We start from the raw sequence: 16,605 nt of genomic DNA on the forward strand, positions 1-16,605 counted from the left end.
TTATCTCGATTTCTGGTAAAGCTTTTCTGCGATTTCAAACATTTCTTCTGGCGCATAGTCCGGCGTAAAGGCAGATGGCTCACCGACAAGTTCTTGAATTTTGCCACCGTCAGGCATGCCTTCCACCACTTCCAATTCACCAGGCGGATCATCCGGCAAAGCCTCTTCACCATTGGCCCATACGGACCTGATTTCTGCGTAATCACTTGGGCTGAAAGTATAGAGCCGGCGATGCGAGCCTTCAGCGAGGTATTTTTGGCATTCAGGAATATTGCCTAAGGGAATATTTGGTGTCGGCAACATTTTTTCCAGTTCCACACCGGTGAGCTTTTTGATTGCAAGCGCATAGGCATGTGCATGAACTGATCCACGCACCAGCAAATATGCGCAGACTTCTCTACCAGTCGGGTCGGAAAGACTTTCATAAACGCGAAGCTTATGCAGCCTTGCACCGCATTCCAGATGAAAATTATGCAGAAGATCAAAGATTACATTGCCGCTGGTCGTGACATGATCTTTATTCCAGCTCATTCCATTACTATCAACGGGCACGGCCCCACCGCCATGCGAATAAAAGGCCGCAGCAAGCCTTGTATCCTTCATTGCGTCATAAGGCGCATCGCTGACATCGGTCGGGCCAACCCTATCTGCGTCCGGTACATCTGGGCCATTATTAAGCATAGCCACGCCATTACTGACCAGTTCAACATGGCCCAGCTCCTCAGCGGTAATCGCGGCAACGAGGCTATAAAAAGGCCGGAGTTTACTTTTAGATCTGAAATTGAAACTCTGAAACAGATAGTTATTTAGCGTGGACATTTCGCCATATTTACCGCCCAGCAATTCCTGTAGGGCAGCACCAGCATTCGGGTCCTGCCGGGTCGGCGGCGGGAGTTCAATTTGTAGCTTATCGACGCGCAAGAACATGGGATCAACCTTCGGTTTGAGACCCCCCGACTGCTGCCTAACCTCAATCTAGCGTCATGGTTCCAAGTTTAATGTAAATTGGTTCAATTGTTGAACGGGCAGTGTTTAACCTGTTCACTCTTGACACAAATGCGCAGAAAGTGAGATCGGCGCGCAGTCTGCGTTACCAAACCGCAGCTCACTCTGTGTCGGGCTTTCTTTCCTGAACACCATAGGATGCAAAGTTGCGTGCTGTGCGCTCAATCTCTTCATCAGAAAGAATATGCGCTCCGCCAATGAGCTCTGCGTGGTAATATTGATCGGCCAAAGCTTCCAGTTCATGCGCCAACCACAATGCGCGAGTTAATGTATCGGCACAAACCACCATGCCATGATTGGCCATCAGACAACCTTGTCTTCCTTCAAGAGCGTTAATGATATTTCGTGAGAGCTCCGACGTTCCATAGGTCGCATAATCAGCAACCCGAATATCAGGGCCACCAAAGGCTGCAATCATATAGTGAACCGCGGGGATCGGTTTGCGTGCGACAGCAAGGATGGTAGAAAACCGCGCATGGGTGTGAACCACAGCATTCATTTCTGGCCTGGCGCGCAGAATATCGCGATGAAACGGCCATTCTACCGATGGGTTTTTGGGGCCTTCAAAAGCTCCGCTTTCATCATCAATACGCATTTTGGCAATCATATTTGGCGTCATCTGATCATAGGGAATGGCTGAGGGCGTAATCAGCATCTGATCGCCCATACGAAGCGATATATTCCCCGACGCGCCGCGATTAAGGCCCGAGCGTGACATGGTAAGGCATCCATCGATAATCGATTGGCGCAATTCATTTTCGTTGATCATCAATTCCTCCACCGTCGAGCACGCGCTCACCTACCATTCATCGATGAATTTCTCTGCAGCCTTTTGGCTGCAAATGTGACGGTAAGCAATGAGGTACCGCAATATCCGGTGTCTGTAATAAATAGGTGGAAAACAAATTTCGACTACGCGTCTCTCTTGTCCTCTAGCGCCCGCTAGTGAAACTTATTTTGTAATTTTCTAACTTCATCTTCACAATATTGATTTTGGTATGCGCTAAACTCTTTCGAATGAGATTTTCATCTTTATCTTGGATACGAGCACCTAGATATACACGAGCAACAGCGTCCACCGATCGGTATTTCACTGGGCCACTTTTTTTTGAGAAAAGCCTCCATTCTCGTTCATGTAGCCATCGCACTGACTTCGAACAAAGCGTCAGAATCGCCTTATCCCAAGCAGTTGTGTTATCATCAGTCAAAACTGGCGGAGTATCGTTGTAATTCATTCGGGCAATACGGTGACTGTCATCAAGCTCCCTCAACAGTGACTGCGTTTTATAAGCCACACAAAAACCTTTGAATTGATCAGCATAGTGCGCCCACATTGTTTCATAGTCATAGACCTCTGTAAAAGAAGCGATGCCCGCATCCTTTTGATGCTGACGTATTTGGGCTGAGTCTGTTCGGAATCGTCCTGCTATCATGTAGCTTAAGCCTGGGGAATGCGCCCCTTCCATGGGGTCGTTCATTTCCTCAAATGGCGGACAGTAAATATATCGTTCGATAAGTGCCTTTATTTCCCGTTCGGTTTTCGATCCTGCTGGCCTAAATCTGTACAATCGAGACGGGATCCCATAAATACCAAGTTCCGCCATTGATCATTGGTTCCCGGCTTTATTTTTCATCCGCATTGAGCGATAGTTTGTAATCAGCTGCTTCTGGGCAATCATCAAGCATCCGAATACAAGTGCCGTAATAATTACACGAGCAAATATTTCCATAGCCCCCTCCGATTTCTCACAAGCTGGCAGAGGCGCGGCGGGCGGTCAAGGACAATAGAGACCTTTGCCTCTGTTGTTTGATGCAGGTGTGGAGATATGCGGCAGCTAGAAGGTAATGCGAGGTATATCGCTAATAGGAAAAACTCAATTCTTTATTTTTCAGAGACGTGCCGTTCGCAATAAGCTTTACAAGGTGAGAATCACGTTGAATGCTGAGCGCTTGAGATTGGGAGATGTTCTATGTTCCGCGTTGCGTCCACCCTGCCGCGACATATTACGAACCATTCAAACGCTCACGGTTCAGTGCAACATGACATCACTGGAAGCGGCTTGTTAAGCTCGATTTTTGTGATTTAACTGATTAATTTTTCTTTGAAAAGAGGTGGTGCCCGGAGACGGATTCGAACCGCCGACACGCGGATTTTCAATCCGCTGCTCTACCACCTGAGCTATCCGGGCATCCTACGTAAGGCATAAACCTTACCGTATAGCAGACTATCTTTCTGCCGAGAGTGGGTGGGTTATAGCATTAAATTTCGCACTGTCCAGCACTGTCGTGAAATTTTTATAAGCTTTTCGCCCAGACCTTCTAAACTACCGTTATCGCTGTGGAAAACGGCCTCAAAACCTAAGTGTCACTGTCTTCTTCATCCAAAATTGGTTTGCCGGGAATAACGTAACTACCGGAAAGCCATCGATTAAGATCAATGTTTTTGCAGCGGATTGAACAGAAGGGGTAAGCATCGCGAATCGAATTCTTGCCGCATTCCGGGCACGGGCGGGTTGGGCGCAACGGCGTAACCTGTGGGCTACCGCCAGAAGGGGCAGTTTTTTTCTCACTCATCTTGCTACACCTTTCCGCTCGACCAATTTCCCAACACCGGATAACCCGCGGCTGAAAGAAGGTTCACGGTTTCATGTAGTGGCAGACCTACCACATTGCTATAATCGCCCACCAGCTTGACAACAAAACTGCCAGCGAGACCCTGAACGGCATATCCGCCTGCTTTTCCGCGCCATTCACCTGAGTTCAAATAAGCATCTATTTCTTGGCGTGTCAGTCGCTTAAAACGAAGTCGCGTCTCCACGACCGCAACCCGTTGATTACCGTTGGGCAGAATAAGACTGACGCCCGTGAAAACCTTGTGTGTACGTCCCGATAACAGGCGTAAGCATTCACGTGCTTCGTCCGACGATTCGGCCTTGGGCAAAATTCGTCGGCCAACCGCCACAACCGTATCGGCTGCTAGAATAAGCGCCTTGGAAAAACTCTCATCACTCCGAAGCCGCTCATGCGCTGCATTGGCCTTTTCCCGGGCGAGCCGTCGCGCCAGTGAACGCGGATGTTCAGCGCGTTGCGGCGTTTCATCAATATCGGCAGGCTGAATATGATCAGGATCAATGCCAACTTGCCTCAAAAGCTCGATCCGCCGGGGAGAGCCGGAGGCAAGAACCAGCTTATGTTGCGCGCTTACTGACAAGGCTTTTCCCGAAATGGAGAGATTATTTGAAACGGTAGGTAATGCGACCCTTGGTCAGGTCGTAAGGGGTCATTTCTACCAAGACCTTATCACCTGCCAGAACACGAATGCGGTTTTTACGCATGCGGCCTGCCGTGTGCGCAATGATTTCGTGTTCATTTTCGAGCTTTACGCGAAACATTGCATTTGGGAGCAGCTCCGTAACAACACCTGGAAACTCGAGGACTTCTTCTTTCGCCATGCGATACCTGTTTCTTTCTTTGATAAAAATAGCCCACAAGCGGGGCTGAACCTATTTTGCGCGGAACCTATATGATTAGGCCGCATTTGTGAACAACCGAATTGGATCAACCTATTTCGACGCAAATTTGCATGAGATTTGGCGTTTCAATCGATCTCTGACATCGCGATAGGCATTTATGATCTGCTCTCGACTTCCCGTAACCAATGTTGGGTCTGGTATAGGCCAATATTCAACATCGATGGAAAATCCTTGGATGCGCTCCAGAACGGCGTCATGCGCGAGAGGTGCGAGCGTTACAATGAGATCAAAATAGCCATCTGCGAGTTCTTCTATACCACGTGGCTGCCTATCATCAAGTGACAAGCCTTCTTCCGACAGAACTGCATCGACAAAAGGGTCCCGTTCGCCACGTTTAATGCCCGCCGATGCCACATATATATTGGGTGGCAACATCCTTCTTGCAAGCAGTTCAGCGATGGGAGAGCGTATCGAATTTTTTCCGCATACGAATAGAATAGAGCTGGGGCATTTTAGATCCTGAAAGACATTTGTCGGAAGCGCAATATCATCGTCGATCCTCATCGATGATTACCCCCGATAATGCAGGACGCAAACAAGCGTGAACAGCCGCCGCGCGGTTTGAAAGTCCATAGCGATTTTGCCATCCAGCCGCGCTTGCAGCGCTTGAGATCCCTCATTGTGTAACCCCCGGCGTCCCATATCGATCGCCTCAATCTTACTGGGACTGGCTGTTCGGATCGCCTCATAATAGCTTTCACAAACCATAAAGTAATCACGCACCACGCGGCGCAACGGTGTCAGCGACAAAATATGCGTCGCTACTTCTTCGCCGCACTCTCGGCTGATAGAGAAGACCAATCGCTTTTCTATTGCAGAAAGCTTGAGCTTATACGGACCTCCTTTGAGATCCCCCACCGGATAAAAAGAATTATCTTCGATTAAATCGAAAATTGCTACCGCACGTTCATGCTCCACATCGGGCGTAGACCGCCCGATGGTTTCATCAAGCTCGATATCGACGAGCCGAGCATTAGGAACGCCGGCAGACATGCTTCCTCATAGGTTCAGCCTTATGGCGACAGACTGCGCATGCGCATCCAGACCTTCAGCACGGGCGATTTCAATGGCAGCCGGTCCCAAAATGCGCAATTGTTCCGCACCAAGTTTGAGCAGCGATGTGCGCTTCATATAGTCAAGCACGGAGAGACCGGACGAAAAACGCGCCGAACGTGCTGTCGGTAGAACGTGATTACATCCACCCACATAATCGCCAATGACCTCTGGCGTGTGTGCGCCGATAAAAATCGATCCAGCATTGCGGATCTTTGAAACCAGTGCTTCCGGATCAGCCGTCGCAATTTCCAGATGTTCAGCAGCAATCCGATTGGCGAGCGGTACGGCCGCTTCCAGATCATCAACCAGTATAATGGCACCAAAATCACGCCAACTAGCGGCAGCAGTTTCAGCACGCGGAAGAGTGAGTAGCTGACGCTCGACGGCTTGCGCTACCGAATTGGCAAAAGCCTCATCATCTGTCATCAGGATGGATTGCGCAGCGCGGTCATGTTCTGCCTGTGCTAAAATATCAGCAGCCAGCCAATCAGGATTATTGTCTTTATCTGCAATAACCAAAACTTCGGACGGCCCAGCGATCATATCGATGCCAACAGTGCCAAATACAATACGCTTGGCGGCGGCGACATAGGCATTGCCCGGGCCAACGATCTTGGCAACCGGTGCAATTGTCTCGGTACCATAGGCGAGTGCCGCAATCGCTTGCGCACCGCCAACCCGGTAAATTTCTGTGATCCCCGCAAGGCGGGCCGCTACCAGCACCAAAGGATTGAGAACGCCATTGGGGGAGGGGACAACCATGACAATACGATCAACCCCCGCCACTTTTGCCGGAACTGCGTTCATCAAAACCGAGCTTGGATAGCTCGCCGTGCCGCCAGGCACATAAAGGCCGACTGCTTCGATAGCCGTCCAGCGCGATCCCAGTTCAACCCCCAGTTCATCAGTATAGCGATCATCCTGCGGCTTTTGGCGGGCATGATGTTTTTCGATCCGATCACGAGCTAATTTGAGCGCTTCTATGGTGGATTTGGGCGCTGCATCGAAAGCAGAGTCAATTTCCGCTGCCGTAACCGCAATCCCTGTCTTTTCCAGATCAATATTATCGAAACGGCGCGAATATTCGATCAATGCAGCGTTGCCTTCTTGGCGTACGCGCTGAACGATTTCACGCGCTGCTTTGTCTACATCTTCAGACGCTTCTCGTTTACTCAATAAAAAAGCGGCGAACTTCTGTTCGAAGTCGGGATCGGTTTGTCTGAGTGTAATGGCCACGCGGGTATTCCTTCAAACTTCAATATAGGCCTATGCACTCACGTCATGGGCAATCTGGATTGATGTCGCAATCAGACCTCATGTCGCGGCAAGGAATTGGCTTCCCACGCCGCACCAAGGTCTGTCATCTGCGCCTCAATACATTCTACATCAAGGCGGATAGCGGCATTTGCAGAAAATGTCAGTTCTATTGTTCCGGCAGGCGGGACACTGGCGATAAACCGAATTGCCAGCAGCGACAGAACGTCTTCGCTTTTTGTCCGATCAATCTTGGCGGCTTGGACCTGATTGACCCGGTTGAAATGCAGTGCCGTTCGACGACGCTGATAAACGGGCTTGCGCAGAAAACGTGGTTTTGCCTCCTCCCAAACGAACCGATTGCTAGCCAGAATAAACCGCTTTTCCTTGGGGAAATATTGAAGATCAGAGACCTTGAGCACCGCATCTTGAAGATGGGCAGAGACAATCTGCAAGTCTTCTTCATCAAGCGCCACAAGTTTCAACATTTCCATAATCAGACTATTCCTGTCGTTAGGGCGATACGCTTCGGTTGCATATAGGGCAATCTTGCATGTTCATGAGAAAAAATCGACGGGCTTTTCCGATTGCGCGCTGTTCTCATGAGTTCACGCGGGGAACAAAAAGGCCGGACACCTAAAAAGGCTCCGGCCACTGCTTCCGCAATCAGCTGCGAATACGCTCAACTTCTGCGCCGCAGCGGGAAAGTTTTTCTTCAAGCCGCTCAAAGCCTCGATCAAGATGATAGACACGATTGACCATCGTTTCACCTTCTGCGGCAAGCCCCGCAATGACTAGCGAGACCGAAGCGCGCAGATCGGTTGCCATCACCTGTGCACCCTTAAGGCGTTCAACCCCTTCAACCGTTGCTGTTTGACCGGATAGAGAGATTTTTGCTCCTAATCGGGCCAATTCCTGAACATGCATAAAACGGTTTTCAAAAATCGTCTCGGTAATATTCGACGTTCCCCTGGCCTTGGTCATCAGACCCATAAATTGAGCCTGTAGATCGGTAGGGAAGCCAGGGAAAGGATCGGTCGTAATGTTTACCGGCTCAATCCCGTGTCCGTTGCGCACAACGCGCAGCCCACTATTGGTTTCGGTGATTTCAGTCCCCGTCTGGCGCAAGGCATCAAGTGCGGCCGCGAGCAGATTTTCTTGTGCGCCTTCTAGCAGAACGTCGCCGCCTGCCATGGCTACGGCCATCGCATAAGTACCGGTTTCAATACGGTCTGGAATGACCCGTACACGCGCGCCAGAGAGGCTGGTAACGCCCTGAACATGAATGGTGCTGGTTCCGGCACCCGTAATTTTTGCGCCCATCGCGTTGAGGCAATCTGCAAGATTAACCACTTCTGGTTCACGTGCGGCATTTTCAATGATGGTTTCGCCCTTTGCCAGCGTGGCTGCCATCAACATGACATGGGTCGCGCCAACCGATACTTTCGGGAATTTATAGTGCGCGCCAACCAAACCCTTTCGGGCCCGTGCCTTTGCATATCCATTTTCGATATTTATTTCAGCGCCAAGCGATTCAAGGCTTTCTAGCAGCAGATCGACCGGCCTTGTGCCAATGGCGCAGCCCCCAGGTAGCGAGACATTCGCTTCGCCAGTCCGCGCCAGAAGCGGCCCAATAACCCAGAAGCTCGCACGCATTTTAGAGACCAGCTCATAGGGAGCGGTCGTGTCGACAATATTGCGCGCAGTAAAGTGGATGGTGCGCGAATAAGCACCGTTTTGGTGTTCGCGCCGACCATTGACCGAATAATCGACGCCATGATTTCCAAGAATGCGGATCAGCTGTTCCACATCGGCCAGATGGGGGACATTTTCGAGCGTCAAAGTATCGTCGGTCAGAAGCGAGGCAATCATCAGCGGCAATGCAGCATTTTTTGCCCCTGAGATGGGAATAACACCGTTGAGTTTATTGCCACCGACAATTTTGATGCGATCCATGTTTCACCTTCTGGGCTGAAGCGGTGCCCGATTAGATTTGCAAAGCTCCGCAGCCCATTGGGCGTCGCGACGATGCATCAGAATACTACGAATTTTGCGGCGATATCAGGTTTATCGCGAATCAAAACCTGAACGCAGTGCCGCCCACAATTTTGTAGAGCTTTTAACGCAGCCTGCGCCGATCTTCAAGAAAGGCTTTATCTCTCTTCGGTCTACTCGTCACTGGAGCGGGCAGCTCTGATACCATCCGTCCGCTCATCGGCTTCCCCAGCTCGGCGTGCGCGCATCTGTTCCTTGCGTCGGAGTAGATTCGCTCGCAACTGTTCGGCGCGCCGTTTTTTCCGCGGGTCCGACTCAGTAGGGGGTGTTTTTCTTGGCTTTTCTTCACTCATCATCGTTAACTATTGTCATAAAATGCTTAGAAATGGGGGTTTTATCCACTTTTTGCTTAGATTCCAGCATTATGTGCAAAGAAATGCAATTGGCCGCTTGCGATTTGTGTAATGATGTGGCAGAAGTCCGCCGCGTTCAGACGAATGCTGCGGTAGCTCAGTGGTAGAGCACTCCATTGGTAATGGAGAGGTCGAGAGTTCAATCCTCTCTCGCAGCACCATTTCCCCACCTATTTATGATATTGCGATTAAAGCCAGCCGCCGCACCAATGCCGACAAGCGCGCTGCCGTCCTGCCCATATTGGATACCCACCTTGATCTATCTGATTGCGAGATTGCCCGGCATCTCGGCGTAAGCCCTCAAATGGTCGGCAATTGGTGCAGGCGCATTGTGGCTTGATGATGTGCGGATGGCTTTATTGCGCCTTGATTATTTTGGACGCGATAAACCAGCCAACGATAGGCGTAACAATTGCGCTTATAACCACAGCCCAAATCATAGGATAGGCTGGATTCTGTGAAAGCCCTGGCACTGTCAGGATTACGATGAATTCGATACCAACCAAAACGATGAACGCAATCGAACTTATGATCGATGCCAATTGTAGTTTTGTCCCCACAATGCTCTCCAGAAGAATACATATTGATCCTTGCATGATGGATTTTCCGCAACCATCACGCATTGATTAGGGTCAAAGGTATGTGACTGGCTAATGAGCGTCAAATGCTCAAACGAAAAGACAGATTGCAGCTATCATGCTTGGCTTATCACTTTAGCAGTCGCCAAAATACATTGGAGGGAAGAGATGAGGGCGAAGATGTGGGAAAGAAATGGGAGAAGAAAGTCTCTTAATCCACAAAGGCAAGTAACATCACTGCTTTAGGAAAAGAAGAAATGGCGCACCCGAAAGGATTCGAACCTCTGACCCCCAGATTCGTAGTCTGGTGCTCTATCCAGCTGAGCTACGGGTGCTTGCCTTGTTGCCCGCTCGTTGCGGCGCAGGCGGTTGATAATCGGACCTGCACTTAAATGCAAGCACCTTCTGAGAAAAAAATCGTTTATTTAACAAAATCTGTGAAAATATACGTTTTCTACCCTTATTGCCGCGCTGAACCGTCCTTTTTTAAAGGCGCTGTGGAGATCATGAGCAGGTTTCGCGCTCGCAGAAAGATTCGAGCGAGTCAAAAAGATGCAGCTGGTTAATACTGCCAACTGGGTGAATCTGGAAGTCGGATTTCAAAATGTGCGCCAAGTGGACGGTCTTCACGCAGTTCAATCGTTCCGCCATGAGCCTGCACAAGCTCCAATGCGATAGCTAGGCCAAGCCCGGTGCCATCGCTGCGGGTCGATCCTTTAAAAGCAGTAAAAAGATGTTCACGCGCTTTCGGGGGCAGGCCCGGTCCTGTATCTTCGACCCCAATAATAGTGGTGGTCCCGATTCTTCCTGCAGAAATAGTCAGGCGTCTGACCACACATTCATCTCGGCGCGGATCGCGCTCCATAGCCTGGACTGCATTACGGCACAGATTGTTAAGCACCCGGAAAAGTTGTTCGGTATCCACATTGAGCTCAAATTCTGGCGAAACTTCATTTTCAAATTCGATACCACTCTCTTTTGAAATGTTGAGCAATTCTTCGACATCTCTAACAATCGAGTGTAGCCGAACCCGCTGTAGCTTGGGCGGCAATTCTTGCGAGCGTCCATAGGCAAGGACACTTTCTGAATAACGGATTGCCCGGCTTAGAGTATGGATTAGCTTTGGCGCGAATCGCTGCACCATCGGATCGCTAGTATCTGCGACGCGATCTGACAATAATTGCGCAGATGCGAGAATATTGCGCATGTCATGATTGATCTTTGAAACAGCTAAACCGAGATCAGCCAAGCGCTTACGCTCTTTGAGAGTCCGATGTAAGTCGGTTTGCATTTCGGCAATCTGGCGCTGCGCTATGCCGAATTCGTCCTTGCGGTTATCGGGTTTAAGAATTCGGGTGGGATTGTCGGGCGCTGCAGCAAAATCCATCATATTTCGATGCATGATCCGAATGGGCCGCAGCAACATTTCGTGAATAATCAGATAAATCAGGCTGGCAGCGATAATTGAGATCAGCAAAGAAACCACCGCTACATTCTTTGCATATTCTAACATGGCAGCCCGCATCGGCGCGTCGGAAGTTACGATCTCGACAATCTGGTCGGGCTGTTCAGGGTTCAGCGCGCCATATATACGTAATGTCCGGTTTCCACCTCCGAATAATGTGGCAAATGCATCCCAGATTGCCGCAGCTTCACTGATATTGTTAAAATCAATTACCTGATCAATTTTTTCGGGCAGTTCGGTCATTGCCAGCAAGTGAGACGCGCCCGCTCGCCGCAACGCAATGGCCTTGGTACCGGTTGTAACCAATACTTTGTCTTGAACTTCTCGCGGGATATCCATGCTGCTGCTCGTCATCAGCACTTTGCTCACACTTTCCACAATGTCCAAACGGGATTCGATCCAGCGAACTCGCATATTGGCTATAGAAGGAACAAAGATTAAAACCTGAGCAACAAGAACAGCCAGACCGATCAGCAGCAAAAGCTTATTCGAAAGCCGGTTTCGCCACGCCAATCGTGTGAAAGAAGCTTCCGGGTTTTCATCTTTTTGCGGGGCGGAAAAGGTGTCGCTTTCGCTATCGCCTTGATCCATGATCTTTTCATCAACCGCCATCGTCTGATCCAAATTGACAGTGTTTCATGCAGCGGCCAATCCTTCTTTAGGCTGCGCTACAGCTCCCCGTCAGTGTTTCTATACATGGAACGATCTAATAAATCTATTTTGCTAGAAAGCGAATAGCGTCGAACTTACTGCCGATTTTTCGGATTAAAGAAATTTAACTCGACGCGTCGCGTCACGACGTGCAAATTCCATTGGGAAAGATCCCGCTGGTTGTATAAGCGCATTCAGTGTTATGGAGCGTTCATCATTTTGATAGTGTTTATTGGCATATTCGGTCGTTAGCACCAATAATAAGCAGTCTGGAACTCGGTCATTCGAGGAATATAGATTGACCTGGTTGGAGAGGTGAATGAAAGCTTGGAAGCAGATTGCGTTAAGCCTGCTCGTTATTCTGGCCGCTATTGGTGGCTGGTATATCTATAATGAGAAGAGCCAGTCAGGCGAAAAGGCTGAAGCCGGTGCTCCGATAGCGCGCGGATCGGCATCTGCTGGCGCACGAGCCGCGCCTTTGGTTGTGGTAGAGCAAGCTGGCGAAGAAACGGTCAACAATCGACTGACAGCTATTGGTTCTGCGCAGGCCTTTCGTACCGTATCCATCGTGCCTTATTCGAGCGGATATTTGACGCGTTTGGCAGTGCAAGCAGGTGATGTTGTCAAAGAAGGCGATATAATCGCTGAACTGGATAATGAGACTGAAAAAATTGCCGTAGCAAAAGCGCAGACAGCGCTTAAAGATGCAGAAACGACTTTGGCAAGAATTGCACGACTGCGTCAGACCAATACAGCCTCTGCTGTGCAGGAAGTAACCGCTGAACTCGACGTTGCTAATGCGCGATTGGCGCTTGAAGATGCGCAGCTTGCTCTGGATCGCCGAACCGTGCGGGCGCCTATCAGTGGCGTCGTGGGTATTCTGCCTGTCAATGTGGGTAACTATATTACGCCGCAAACATCTATTGCCCGGATTGATGACCGCTCAAAAGTTCTGATTGATATATGGGTTCCGGAGCGTTTTGCCCCTCACGTCAAGGTTAGTCAGGCGCTGTCAGCACAATCAACAGCCTTTCCCGGTGTTGAATATCGCGGCGTCATCAATGCCGTTGATAATACGCTCGATGGCGAAAGTCGCACCCTGCAAGTGCGCGCGCAGATTGACAATGAGCGCGATCTGCTTCGCGCTGGCATGTCTTTCACGGTCACGCTCCTCTTTCCCGGTGAGCGCTACCCTTCTGTTAATCCGTTAGCGATCCAGTGGGATTCCAATGGCTCATATGTCTGGCGCGTTGAAGATGGGATCGCCAGTAGGGTGCCTGCCCGAATTGTGCAGCGAAACTCTCATAATATTTTACTGGATGGATCGATCAAGCAGGGCGATATGATTGTTACCGAAGGGGTGCAAACCGTGCGCGATGCAGCACCGGTGCGTATCCTCGAAGAGCAGGGCACCGCTCTTGGTGAGCCATCGGCGAATAATCGCGAAACCGAGCGAGGTTAGGCGTGAGCAACACCCAATTGCCCCCGCACCAAAACCAGGGCGGTTCATCAGCGCTTTTCATCCGACGACCGGTCTTTGCATTCGTGATCAATGTGCTGATCATCGTTGCAGGTCTTGCCGCATTTACCGGTGTCGATATTCGTGAATTGCCCGATGTGGATCGCCCGGTGGTCACCATCAGCACCAATTTTCCGGGCGCTTCCGCTGAGACGATTGATCGGCAACTCACACAAGTTCTGGAAAATGCGGTTGCACGTGTCTCTGGCGTTAAGTCGATTTCGTCCAATTCCTCTTTTGAACGCAGCCGCGTCACGGTTGAGTTCAACGATGGTGTCGATCTCAATGTAGCTGCCGCCGATATGCGTGACGCAATTTCGCGGGTCGCAAATACGGTTCCCGAAGAGGCTGATCCTTCGCGCATCATCAAGGCTGATTCCAACGCTGATCCGGTCATGCGACTTGCAGTGACATCAGACGCCATGTCGGTTGATGATATGACGGTTCTGGTCGAGGATCAGATTGAGGACATTCTGTCCGCTGTCCCTGGCGTTGCCGATGTGCAGATTTATGGTGACCGCGAGAAAATTTTCCGCATTGATCTCGATCAGACCAAGCTTGCAAGCTATGGGCTGACCATTGCCAATATTTCAAGCTCGCTCGCTTCCATGGGGCTTGATGCCCCCGCAGGATCGTTGCGCAGTTCTGATCAGTCTTTGGTTGTGCGTGCCACAGCCAATTTGGAAACGCCCCAAGCGTTTGAGAATGTCTTTTTGAAAGACCATGTAAAGCTTGGCGATGTGGCGAGCGTAACGCTTGGCCCCGATGTTGAAAGCTCCGCTGTCCGCTCCAATGGTAAATCCGCAATCGGCCTAGGCATTGTCAGACAGGCGCAATCCAATACGCTTGATATTTCGACCGGTATTCGCGCCGCTGTTGAAAATCTGCAAGCCACCCTGCCTCCCGGTGTGCAGATTACAGTCACCAGCGATGATGCCAATTTCATCAATGGCGCAATTCTCGAAGTTCAGATCGCATTGATTGCTTCTGTGATGATCGTGGTCGCTATCATCTTTTTGTTTTTGTGGGATGTCCGAGCTACGCTCATACCGGCTGTGTCCATGCCGGTGGCCCTGATCGGTACTGTTGCCGCCATTTATTTGGCCGGATTTTCCATCAATATTCTGACCTTGCTGGCGCTGGTTTTAGCAACGGGCTTGGTGGTCGATGACGCGATTGTTGTGCTTGAAAATATTGTGCGCCGACGCAATCAGGGCATGGGTCCGCGCGCGGCTGCGGTGCTCGGTACGCAGGAAGTTTTCTTTGCCGTAATTGCAACAACACTCACATTGGCTGCGGTTTTCGTACCCATTTCATTCCTGCCGGGACAGGCTGGCGGGCTGTTTCGTGAATTTGGATTTGTGCTGGCAATCGCCATCCTGCTTTCCTCCGTGGTTGCGCTCACCCTTTGCCCGATGCTCGCATCGCGCTTGCTCAAAGAAGGTAATGGAGACGCTAATCACGGTCCGGCCTTCCTGCGAGCCATTGGCCGCGGGCTGGCAGGTTTTTATCGCCGCAGCCTTCGTTTCTCGCTTTCGGCTCCGTTTTTGATCGTGCTTATCGCTGTGATTTTCGCCGGTGCATCCTATATCGGCTATGGCATGATCCGGCAGGAGCTTACCCCCACAGAGGATCGCGCGGTGGCGCTGCTGCGTATTAATGGCCCGCAAGGGATCAGCGTTGAATTTCTTCAAGCCCAGCTCGACAGGATTGAACGAGCCATTGAACCCTTGCGCGAAAGTGGTGAAATCCAAACCACTTACGCCATTGCTGGCTCTGGCGGGGCTTCCAATAACGGATTTATGGTGCTGACATTGGCGCCTTGGAAAGAGCGCGAGCGTAGCCAGCAAGAAATCATGGCCGATATTTCCTCCCGCATTGCAGATATTGCGGCCGTTCGCATCTTCACGATGCAACCCAATAGCTTAGGCATTCGCGGTGCGGGCAATGGTCTGCAATTTGCCGTGGTAGGCAATGATTATGCCAGCATTGGCCCGATAGCGGATGAGATTGTGACCGCCCTCGAAAATGATCCGCGTTTTGTGCAGCCGCGCCGCTCCGTTGAGCCAACCCAGCCGCAGCTTTCGGTAGAGATCGACCGTGAGCGCGCTTCCGATCTTGGTATCGACATTACCGGTCTTGCCAATGCTGTTCAGTCAGTGCTGGACGGGCGGAAAATAGGCTCGGTTTATGTTGGTGACAGAAGCTTTGACGTAAAGCTTGTTTCCACCACCAATCCGATCAATGATCCCACCGATCTGGAGAATGTTTTCCTCAGATCAAGCGATGGTCGCTATGTGCCGATGTCGTCGATTGCAACCGTCGTCGAAAAGGCGGTGCCGCCACAGCTAAACAGAGAGGCGCGCCAGCGTTCTGTGGCGATCACCACCAACCTGCGCAGCGATTTTGCGCTTGGTGATGCCTATGCCGCCGCATTGGAAATTGCCAAGCCGATTTTGCCGCCGGGAACCCATATTATCCCGCTGGCTGAAGCTGAAACCCTTAGCGAAACCTCCAGCGGTCTCGTGCTGGTTTTCGGTTTTGCCATCATCATCATCTTATTGGTGCTCGCAGCACAATTTGAAAGCTTCATCAGTGCGCTTATTGTTATGGCAACGGTTCCGTTAGGGCTTGGCTGTGCAGTTTTTGCGATGATTTTAACCGGCACCACACTCAATGTTTATAGCCAGATAGGGCTTGTTCTATTGGTTGGCATCATGGCGAAAAACGGCATTCTGATTGTCGAATTCGCCGATCAATTGCGGGAGAAGGGGCTGAGCGTTCGAGAAGCGATTGAAGAGGCCGCTAATATCCGTCTGCGCCCTGTATGCATGACTATTATTTGTTCGGTTCTGGGCGGGCTGCCGCTGGTTCTGGCAACCGGTGCTGGAGCGGAAGCGCGCATATCGCTTGGCTGGGTAATTGTCGGCGGTTTGGGCCTTGCCGCGATTGCAACTCTTTATGTAACGCCAATCGCTTATCTGTTGCTTGGGCGCTTTACCAAACCCAGAACAGAAGAAGGGCTTCGCTTGGAACGCGAACTTACCAGCGCATTGAACAACGAAAAAACTATCAAGCCGGGGGCAGGCGCTTAAAAGCAATATTTTGCCGATGGCAATTGATAGGTGCACAAACA

At 50.7% G+C, this 16,605-nt stretch carries 16 protein-coding genes and 3 tRNA genes; 3 read left to right on the plus strand and 16 right to left on the minus strand.

The features are described 5' to 3' along the window. The 13 genes from C7374_RS02200 to C7374_RS02260 all read right to left on the minus strand — a co-directional run bounded on the left by C7374_RS02200 (position 1) and on the right by C7374_RS02260 (position 9,196). Positions 1-927, minus strand: a complete 927-nt coding sequence (locus C7374_RS02200; RefSeq protein ID WP_111573963.1) for a manganese catalase family protein — start codon at positions 925-927, stop codon at positions 1-3. Between the two features lie 178 nt (positions 928-1,105). Continuing rightward, entirely contained in the window at positions 1,106-1,774 is a 669-nt protein-coding gene (locus C7374_RS02205) for a class II aldolase/adducin family protein (RefSeq protein WP_170130206.1), read from the minus strand. Positions 1,775-1,937: 163 nt separating this feature from the next. Then, a complete protein-coding gene (locus C7374_RS02210; RefSeq protein ID WP_111573964.1) occupies positions 1,938-2,609 on the minus strand; it encodes a DUF2971 domain-containing protein in 672 nt (223 codons plus the stop codon). A gap of 509 nt (positions 2,610-3,118) precedes the next feature. Further along, positions 3,119-3,194 (minus strand) — tRNA-Phe (locus C7374_RS02215). A gap of 169 nt (positions 3,195-3,363) precedes the next feature. Then, positions 3,364-3,579 (minus strand): DNA gyrase inhibitor YacG, encoded by a 216-nt coding sequence (gene yacG / locus C7374_RS02220; protein ID WP_111573965.1) that lies wholly within the window; start codon positions 3,577-3,579, stop codon positions 3,364-3,366. Positions 3,580-3,583: 4 nt separating this feature from the next. Beyond that, entirely contained in the window at positions 3,584-4,216 is a 633-nt protein-coding gene (locus C7374_RS02225; RefSeq protein ID WP_111573966.1) for a Maf-like protein, read from the minus strand. Between the two features lie 22 nt (positions 4,217-4,238). Then, on the minus strand, positions 4,239-4,457 hold the full coding sequence (infA, locus tag C7374_RS02230; RefSeq protein WP_002965531.1) for a translation initiation factor IF-1: 219 nt from the start codon (positions 4,455-4,457) through the stop codon (positions 4,239-4,241). A 111-nt stretch (positions 4,458-4,568) separates the two neighbouring features. Next, the gene (locus C7374_RS02235; protein ID WP_111573967.1) at positions 4,569-5,042 is read right to left on the minus strand and encodes an arsenate-mycothiol transferase ArsC; all 474 of its coding nucleotides are present in this window, start codon (positions 5,040-5,042) and stop codon (positions 4,569-4,571) included. A 6-nt stretch (positions 5,043-5,048) separates the two neighbouring features. Then, a complete protein-coding gene (locus C7374_RS02240; RefSeq protein ID WP_111573968.1) occupies positions 5,049-5,531 on the minus strand; it encodes a UPF0262 family protein in 483 nt (160 codons plus the stop codon). Positions 5,532-5,537: 6 nt separating this feature from the next. Then, the gene (gene hisD / locus C7374_RS02245; protein ID WP_111573969.1) at positions 5,538-6,830 is read right to left on the minus strand and encodes a histidinol dehydrogenase; all 1,293 of its coding nucleotides are present in this window, start codon (positions 6,828-6,830) and stop codon (positions 5,538-5,540) included. Between the two features lie 71 nt (positions 6,831-6,901). After that, a complete protein-coding gene (locus C7374_RS02250) occupies positions 6,902-7,342 on the minus strand; it encodes a DUF2948 family protein (RefSeq protein WP_111573970.1) in 441 nt (146 codons plus the stop codon). Positions 7,343-7,514: 172 nt separating this feature from the next. Next, complete coding sequence (murA, locus tag C7374_RS02255) at positions 7,515-8,804, minus strand: UDP-N-acetylglucosamine 1-carboxyvinyltransferase (RefSeq protein WP_111573971.1); 1,290 nt, start codon at positions 8,802-8,804, stop codon at positions 7,515-7,517. 212 nt (positions 8,805-9,016) lie between these two features. Then, a complete protein-coding gene (locus C7374_RS02260) occupies positions 9,017-9,196 on the minus strand; it encodes a hypothetical protein (protein ID WP_111574252.1) in 180 nt (59 codons plus the stop codon). 146 nt (positions 9,197-9,342) lie between these two features. Here C7374_RS02260 and C7374_RS02265 point away from each other — a divergent pair. Next, a tRNA-Thr gene (locus tag C7374_RS02265) sits at positions 9,343-9,417 on the plus strand. A gap of 195 nt (positions 9,418-9,612) precedes the next feature. Here the strand turns inward: C7374_RS02265 and C7374_RS02270 are convergent. From C7374_RS02270 to C7374_RS02280, 3 genes are all read right to left on the minus strand, one after another. Continuing rightward, a complete protein-coding gene (locus C7374_RS02270) occupies positions 9,613-9,852 on the minus strand; it encodes a hypothetical protein (RefSeq protein ID WP_111573972.1) in 240 nt (79 codons plus the stop codon). Between the two features lie 240 nt (positions 9,853-10,092). Beyond that, positions 10,093-10,169 (minus strand) — tRNA-Arg (locus tag C7374_RS02275). Between the two features lie 227 nt (positions 10,170-10,396). Then, complete coding sequence (locus C7374_RS02280) at positions 10,397-11,911, minus strand: sensor histidine kinase (RefSeq protein WP_111573973.1); 1,515 nt, start codon at positions 11,909-11,911, stop codon at positions 10,397-10,399. A gap of 358 nt (positions 11,912-12,269) precedes the next feature. On the opposite strand from C7374_RS02280, the gene C7374_RS02285 reads away from it, so the two are divergent. After that, positions 12,270-13,412 (plus strand): efflux RND transporter periplasmic adaptor subunit, encoded by a 1,143-nt coding sequence (locus C7374_RS02285; RefSeq protein ID WP_111573974.1) that lies wholly within the window; start codon positions 12,270-12,272, stop codon positions 13,410-13,412. Between the two features lie 17 nt (positions 13,413-13,429). Next, positions 13,430-16,564: an efflux RND transporter permease subunit gene (locus tag C7374_RS02290; protein ID WP_111574253.1), complete on the plus strand. Its 3,135-nt coding sequence runs from the start codon at positions 13,430-13,432 to the stop codon at positions 16,562-16,564. Positions 16,565-16,605: the final 41 nt, after the last annotated feature.

Origin of the sequence: Falsochrobactrum ovis (genome assembly GCF_003259955.1) — a bacterium.
GTDB classification, from domain to species: Bacteria; Pseudomonadota; Alphaproteobacteria; order Rhizobiales; family Rhizobiaceae; genus Brucella; species Brucella ovis_A.

What these genes read in the sequence shown, in the direction of transcription:
- C7374_RS02200 (WP_111573963.1), bottom strand. Translation starts at nt 927, where the DNA reads ATGTTCTTGCGCGTCGATAAGCTACAAATTGAACTCCCGCCGCCGACC.
- C7374_RS02205 (WP_170130206.1), bottom strand. Translation starts at nt 1,774, where the DNA reads ATGATCAACGAAAATGAATTGCGCCAATCGATTATCGATGGATGCCTT.
- C7374_RS02210 (WP_111573964.1), bottom strand. Translation starts at nt 2,609, where the DNA reads ATGGCGGAACTTGGTATTTATGGGATCCCGTCTCGATTGTACAGATTT.
- yacG (WP_111573965.1), bottom strand. Translation starts at nt 3,579, where the DNA reads ATGAGTGAGAAAAAAACTGCCCCTTCTGGCGGTAGCCCACAGGTTACG.
- infA (WP_002965531.1), bottom strand. Translation starts at nt 4,457, where the DNA reads ATGGCGAAAGAAGAAGTCCTCGAGTTTCCAGGTGTTGTTACGGAGCTG.
- C7374_RS02235 (WP_111573967.1), bottom strand. Translation starts at nt 5,042, where the DNA reads ATGAGGATCGACGATGATATTGCGCTTCCGACAAATGTCTTTCAGGAT.
- C7374_RS02240 (WP_111573968.1), bottom strand. Translation starts at nt 5,531, where the DNA reads ATGTCTGCCGGCGTTCCTAATGCTCGGCTCGTCGATATCGAGCTTGAT.
- C7374_RS02250 (WP_111573970.1), bottom strand. Translation starts at nt 7,342, where the DNA reads ATGGAAATGTTGAAACTTGTGGCGCTTGATGAAGAAGACTTGCAGATT.
- murA (WP_111573971.1), bottom strand. Translation starts at nt 8,804, where the DNA reads ATGGATCGCATCAAAATTGTCGGTGGCAATAAACTCAACGGTGTTATT.
- C7374_RS02260 (WP_111574252.1), bottom strand. Translation starts at nt 9,196, where the DNA reads ATGAGTGAAGAAAAGCCAAGAAAAACACCCCCTACTGAGTCGGACCCG.
- C7374_RS02270 (WP_111573972.1), bottom strand. Translation starts at nt 9,852, where the DNA reads ATGCAAGGATCAATATGTATTCTTCTGGAGAGCATTGTGGGGACAAAA.
- C7374_RS02280 (WP_111573973.1), bottom strand. Translation starts at nt 11,911, where the DNA reads ATGGCGGTTGATGAAAAGATCATGGATCAAGGCGATAGCGAAAGCGAC.
- C7374_RS02285 (WP_111573974.1), top strand. Translation starts at nt 12,270, where the DNA reads ATGAAAGCTTGGAAGCAGATTGCGTTAAGCCTGCTCGTTATTCTGGCC.